Genomic DNA, 6427 nt, shown 5'->3' on the forward strand with positions numbered 1-6427 from the left:
CCTTTAGAGCATTAATAATTGTCAATAATTTGTTATTGAAGAAAGTTTTGGGCAACTATTTCAAAGATTAGTTTTTAGCTACCAAAACAACATTTAGATTCAATGTTAATTTTTAAGATTTAATTAGTTGCTTTAATAGCATTATCTAAAAGCAACTCTTCAATTAAAGACGCTAACTTTTTTAAATCATTTGGAGCATGTAAATCGTGATAACTTATTGTGTAAGCATTATATGTAAAATATGTAAGCGGTACATCTCTAATCTGGCCTATGTAAGTATTTTTAAATTGCTTAAAGCGACTGTTTTTAAAAGCCACTTTAAGCAATTTCAAATCATTACTTGAAATATTAAATGTGTGTTTATCTAGTAATGACATGTTAGCAAAACCATTATAGTTTAATACATTGTCTTTAATTTCTACTTTGTAATATGGAGTGTTTGCAGATCTGCCTTTAGATTTAATATAAGAAACCTCGAATGGTTTATCCATATTTTTTTTGGAGGCACATCCAAAAGTTACCATAGACATAACAACATATATTTTAACTATAAGTTTCATTAAATTAATGTTTTACAACTATCTTTTTGGTTACACTTTTATTTGTCTTAATATCTTCTAACTCTAACAAATATAAGCCATTAGCCAAAGCAGATGTATCAATTACAGATGAACCGTTTATTGTATTATCATAAATAACTTTACCTGTGATGCTATATAGTTTATATCTAAATTCATTGTCAACAGACATTGTTACATTAATAATATCTGATGCAGGATTTGGAAAAATAGAAATATCAAATTCTGAAAACTCTTCGACACTTAAAGATTCTTGTAAAGAAAAATTAGCATTAGAAACATCATAAAAAGTTGATTCTGCTCTAAAACCTCCGCTTACATCACATCTTACTAAAACTCTTGCTGTAGAAGTTTGTACATTAGGCATTGTAATACTTTCAGAACCATCGTTTGGTGTAGCATCTGCAATAACTGTATAGGTAACTCCGCCATCTGTTGAAACTAAAATATCAACATTATTACAATGCGAGTCTGTATTATTTACCGTCCATGTAACTATTTGCGAGCTATCTGCGTTATAATTTTCTCCACCATTAGGGCTTACTACATTAAAAGGCCCTGTATTGGCAACAGTTATTACAGTTCTATCTTCATCTAACCTACCAAAAGCTGTATTGTTATCTCTTACTGTAAGTGAAAAGTTCATCGTTCTTGCAGTACAAGGCAGTTTTTCCCATTCTTGGTCATTATTACCAGCTAAAACGTCGCTGTACTGAGGTAAACTTCTAAATTTTTCGGTTGTAGCAGATCTAAAACGAAATAAGGCATTATTATTAACATTACATTCTGGAGAATCAAACACAACATTTCCTCCTCCATCATATTGAACCCATTGATAGGTTAAGTTATTATTAGGATCATTATTATCCATTCCATCACCAACTACAATAAATGGGGTTTCTTTAGGAATTGTAAAATTAGCTTTTGCATCTGCAACTGGATCTGACGCATTTCCTGTTGCATCATTTGAAGAGCAGTTATAACTACTTAATTCTGCCAACATTTGAACAATTGAGGCATAATGAAAGAATGGATCTGAATTTTGAGCATATTGCTCTGCTCCTTGACAAACATTTGCATACGACATAATAGAAGATCCTTCTCCTGGCTCGTATCTAAAATTATTTACACCGTTACAGCCAGACTGATTATGCTCTGAACCGAACTGGTGCCCTAATTCATGTGCAACGTAATCTACCCATAACGTAGACACACCTAAACTCGATGAAGAAAAGCCATCTCCTTTATTGTTTCCACAGACCACCTTAAAACCTGCTAAACCATTTTCTTCTCCCCATAAAACTAAATGTCCTACATCGTATGCACCAACACCTATGGCATTGTTAATTCTATTGGTTAAATTATTAGTGTTATTATTATTTTGAATTAGCGCATTATTGTTAACTAACGTAAACTCAACACCTAAATCTCTTAAATAAACAGCATTCACCATGTTCGTTCCAGAAGCTAAAGCGTTTAAAACATTCACTTCATTATAGGGGTTTCCACCGAATTGAAGTCTGTAATTATTTGAAGCCATGACCGCTAGTCTGTAAGTTCGTTTAGTGCTTGGCGACCTCATTAAGTCTAAATCATTGATTCTTTTTTCTGTGTTTTCAATGTTGGTTTTACAATTAAATCCCTCCGTAGCACTATGTTTTTTATAAAAAACCATAAGGGTCTCAGGTGAGTTTTTATAAACAGGCTCGATAAAATAAGACTTGTCCTCTGTAAATACAGACGCATGAAAACCTGAGTCACTTATATCGCATGCTATAAGCGTGCTTGGATCGTTTTTTTTATACCCTCTAAATGTTTTTATGGTATATAAATGAGCTACTTCATCTGCAACTACACTTGATGGGTTAATTATAAAGGTTTCAAATTCCCCATTAGGTGCAGGAATAGTAATTTCCTGAAATTTATTATCTGCATTCAATTTGTTTTTAAAATCGTTTATTGACATTTCAAAAACTGAAAAGTTAGACGGTAATTTCTTGTTAACAAGACTTTTTGAATTAAGTTTGATTTCTTGCTTTTTTGAAAACTTCCAATCTGACTTTTCTATTTGAGCAGAAATAAAAGTAACGTTTACTACAGTAAATAGCAGTAAAAGTGATTGTTTTAAGTAAGTGTTGTTTTTCATTTGGTTAAGATTAAATTAATTATTTTTTTTATGAGATAATTGATTTATTTTACTCTCTTTAAATCCTATTCTCTGCGCTATGGTATAAATAACTTCATCTTTTTTAAGCTTAACAGGTTTAGAATATAATTGCCATGCACTGTTTAAATCAAGTTTTTCATTTGGTTTATCTGAAATAATATAGGCTATTGAAGCTCCTTTTGTTATGGTTGAAAGGCTAGCCATTCCATTTTTAATCTTTACCTCAACAGATTCTGTAATTGGTTGCTTATAGTTAGGCCACATGGTTTGAATCAATTTAGATTCTGGTTGTAAGCCTAAGTCGGGCCTGCCTTTTAAGTGTGATAGCAATGTTGCTCGCATTTCGCTTAAAATTGAGGAATATTCTGGGTTTTCAGCAAGATTATTCATATTATGTGGATCGTTTATACAATCGTAAAGCTCTTCTTTTGTTTTAGTACCAAACCAAATTTGTTGTTTTTTATTTAGTTTATCTTCCTCTTTTAGTTGTAACATTACAGGCATCATTGGTATGTTTTTTCTGTAAGCCACATCCTTGTATTTTGTTAACTCTGGAAAATCGTTTCGCAAATACAGGTATTGTTTATTACGTACTGCTCGTATTCTATCTGTAAATTCATCAAATCTATCAGAACTTCCAAAGATATAATCACGTTTTTCAGCATCAAACTTGCCTAAAAAGGCTTTTCCTTCTATATGTTTTGGAGGTTCAATACCAGCCAAACTTAACATAGTTGGTGCTAAATCTACAAACGAAATCATGCGGTCTGTTCGTCCGCTTTCCGAAGCTATTCCTTTAATCATAAATGGTACTTTTAAGCCAGAATCGTAAATCTCTCGCTTTTGTCTTGGTAATGGTCCGCCATGGTCGCTATAAAAGAAAATAATAGTATTATCGTACAAACCATCGTCTTTAAGTTGCTTGATAAATGTACCAACTTGGGCATCCATTACTTCTACATTACTGTAATACCTTGCCATTGTGTTTCTTGTGGCTTTGTTATCTGGCAAATATGGTGGTACGTTTACAATTTCTGGCTTTACGGTTATAGGCAACTCTTCATTTTTCCATAGACGACTTTCGTGTGTTGTGCCAATATTAAATACCGAAAAGAAAGGTTGTCCTTTTGACGCATTTCGCCAATGGGCTTTTTTATTATTTTCATCCCAAGCGGTTACGGGCGATGCAAATTGGTAATCTGTTTTTTGGTTATTGGTACAATAGTATCCCGCAGTTCTTAAATACTCTGTGTAGCATTTTACTTGCTCTGGAGTAACTACCGAATACTCACGAATAGCAATACCATTTATGTCTTTTCTACCTGTTGCTACAGAGTCTTTATATTTGCGTTTTCCCCAAGACATCACGTCTTGACCTGTACGCATATGCTGTGTACCAATGGTTGTTGGATACATCCCAGTAATTATTGCCGAACGACTTGGTCCACAAACACCAACCACCGAAAACGCATTATCATACACCATACTTTCTTTTGCTAAAGCTTCTAAATTTGGCGTTTTAGCAGTGGTATCTCCATAAAAGGATAGCGTTGGGCTAATATCTTCAGTAACAATCCAAACAATATTTGGTCGTACTTTTTGAGTAGTTTCTTTTTTGGTTTCTTTGTTTTGCGAATTACACGAAACAAAGCATACTAATATTATTATGGTTAGTATATGCTTCATCATTTATAATTCAATTTTAATGATTTCACGTTGGTCTGGTTTTAATTGAAATGTACCTGTAACGACTTTACCTTTATCTACAAAAGAATACTCATAAGTACCAAAAAAACCTCGTCCAGAAACTAATCCATCTTTAGAAGTTTCACCTGTTAAATTGGTTTTCCAAGCATCGTGCACTAATGAAAAATAGGCTTTTCCCATAACTCCAATTTCATTATCGACAGTGAAAATATCGCACTTGCCTCTACCATCTTCTGTGTTTCCCCAAAACAAAAACTCAGACACATTGGGATGGCTAAAAGCTGCAATCATAAAATCACGAGTATATTGTTCTCGTACTTTAGCATCTTGAATATCCATTGTAAATTCTGAAATGCTAATTTTTTTATTCAACTGTGCATAATAATCTAAAATTTCTAGCACACGTTTTGGTGGTGTTAAATCGCTACCTATATGGCTTTGTATGCCAATACCTTCTACCAATCCTCCTGTGTTTTCGTCTATGCGCTTAATAAAGTCGTAATACCATTGTTGTTTTTGAGTATCTATGCCTCCTTTACTAATAATCCCATATTCGTTAGTAAAACGAGAGATATTAGGTTGTTTTTTTGCAATGGTTTTAAATCCATTATACAAAATGTCCTCACTTCCTGTAATACGTTGTAAATCTCTGTTTGTATAAGCTTCGTTTACTACATCCCAGTGTGTCACTTTACCTTTTGTGGCATCTAATATGTTGTTAACGTGCGACTCAATTATTTGAGTGACTCTTTTAGGGTTGTCTTTATTTTTACGTATCTGCTTGGTTAAATAATTAAAGCCAGGCCAAATTAAAACGTGCCCTTTTACTGGGTAGCCTTCAGCTTTTAAGAGTTCTAATGCTTTTAAAGTTTGTTGGCGTTTGTCTTGACGACTCCAGTGTTTTATTTTTAAATCGTTACCTAAAACCAAACTATTAAAAGCCTTTTTAAAGTTTTTATAATCGTCTGTATTATTTACAATGTCTTCTGCAGCCATTCGTGCTCCAAAAGGAAATTGATGTCTTTTCAATTTTATATTAACTACTTTATTAGCTAAAGTTTTTCCATCCTTAAAAAACTGAACTGCAAAATCTCCTTTTCTAATAGAATCAATACGTTTATTAGCTGCTTCTCGCCATTTTGCATCGGCATTCATTCCTACATAGGTAATTTCGGTTTTTGGCAAACTTTCTAGTTTTGTTCCTTCTGGAAAAACTTCAAATTTTATATCTTTTAATAAGAATGATTGTGGTCTATAACCATATTGCATTACAATGCCTAAATCTTTCTTTTTAATATATCTATTGGCTTGAAATGGTAAGTAATAGGTTTGCCATTCTGACGAGAAACTCTGTGTGTAATCTATGTTTCCTTTATAATTTTCTAATTGCTTAAAAATGAATAAGGCTTTGGCTTCGCCTGTTTCTAAACTTGCGGATACTGTTTTGGCTTTAAATGACAACAAGAAAACTGTGCCTTTTTTATAGCTACTCTTTTGTATTGGAATGTTAGTTGCGCAATTGTAAATAAACTTTGGTTCTTCTGTAGTTTCTATTAAAAACTGAACTTGCCCATCTGCATCTTTAGAACTTTCAATTGAAGAAAATTCGCTATTTGTTTTTATATATTTTATTTTACTATGGTCTACAAGGTCTTTACCTTCTGTTTGATTTTGGGCACAAGATAAAATCGTTAAAAATAATGTAAATAATTGCGTAAGTCTTTTCATTTTAAAATTTAGATTTCCATTTATTTAACTCATTCAATAACTGTTTCGTTAATTCTGGGTTTTCTTCTGAAATATTATACGTTTCAGAAGGGTCTTTGGCTATATTGTATAATTCTGTTCGTCCTTCTTTATACCAATTAATTAGTTTATAGTCACCTTTTCTAATGGCAGACGATTTGCTATCTCCTGTATTTACAGGTCTTGCTTTAGACGAGTGCCAGAACACCGTTCTGTCTGTCCATTGTTC

5 protein-coding genes are annotated in these 6427 nt (G+C 32.7%); all 5 read right to left on the minus strand.

The genetic code is table 11. The features are described from left to right. Positions 1–119: 119 nt before the first annotated feature. The gene (locus ACVC2P_RS01070; RefSeq protein ID WP_452596634.1) at positions 120–560 is read right to left on the minus strand and encodes a DUF6438 domain-containing protein; all 441 of its coding nucleotides are present in this window, start codon (positions 558–560) and stop codon (positions 120–122) included. 4 nt (positions 561–564) lie between these two features. Beyond that, positions 565–2724: a zinc-dependent metalloprotease gene (locus ACVC2P_RS01075; RefSeq protein ID WP_452596635.1), complete on the minus strand. Its 2160-nt coding sequence runs from the start codon at positions 2722–2724 to the stop codon at positions 565–567. A gap of 15 nt (positions 2725–2739) precedes the next feature. Beyond that, the gene (locus ACVC2P_RS01080) at positions 2740–4434 is read right to left on the minus strand and encodes a sulfatase family protein (protein WP_452596636.1); all 1695 of its coding nucleotides are present in this window, start codon (positions 4432–4434) and stop codon (positions 2740–2742) included. Beyond that, positions 4435–6180, minus strand: coding sequence for an endo-1,4-beta-xylanase (locus tag ACVC2P_RS01085; protein WP_452596637.1), 1746 nt, complete (start codon positions 6178–6180; stop codon positions 4435–4437). It abuts the gene before it with no gap. Between the two features lies 1 nt (position 6181). After that, a partial coding sequence (locus tag ACVC2P_RS01090) for a sulfatase/phosphatase domain-containing protein (RefSeq protein WP_452596638.1) occupies positions 6182–6427 on the minus strand: 246 nt, incomplete at its 5' end.

This window comes from Pontimicrobium sp. MEBiC01747 (genome assembly GCF_053601635.1).